Here is a 237-nt window from a genome sequence, read left to right on the forward strand (position 1 = left end):
CTGGTGCTCCCGCAGTTTCGGGGCGCGCCGCCTCCCACGAAGGACTCGTCGGCGCGCGGGCTCATCTCGGGCCTTCGGACGGACACCCAGCTCCCCGAGATCATCTTCGGGGCGTTCCTCGGCATGGCGCGGCAATACCGGGACGTGCTCGAGCTCTTCCCGTCCACTGCGCGTCGGGTGAAGGTCATCGGGCCGGCGAGCAAGAACCCTCTGTGGCTGCAGATCAAGGCAGACCTG

The 237-nt window shown here is 68.4% G+C and carries 1 protein-coding gene; it reads left to right on the top strand.

Translation table 11 applies throughout. From position 1 onward, the window contains the following. A partial coding sequence (locus SB660_RS23705) for an FGGY-family carbohydrate kinase (RefSeq protein WP_410585045.1) occupies positions 1–237 on the top strand: 237 nt, incomplete at both ends.

The organism is Bacillus sp. SIMBA_005 (assembly GCF_046535585.1).
GTDB lineage: Bacteria > Bacillota > Bacilli > Bacillales > Bacillaceae > Bacillus > Bacillus pumilus.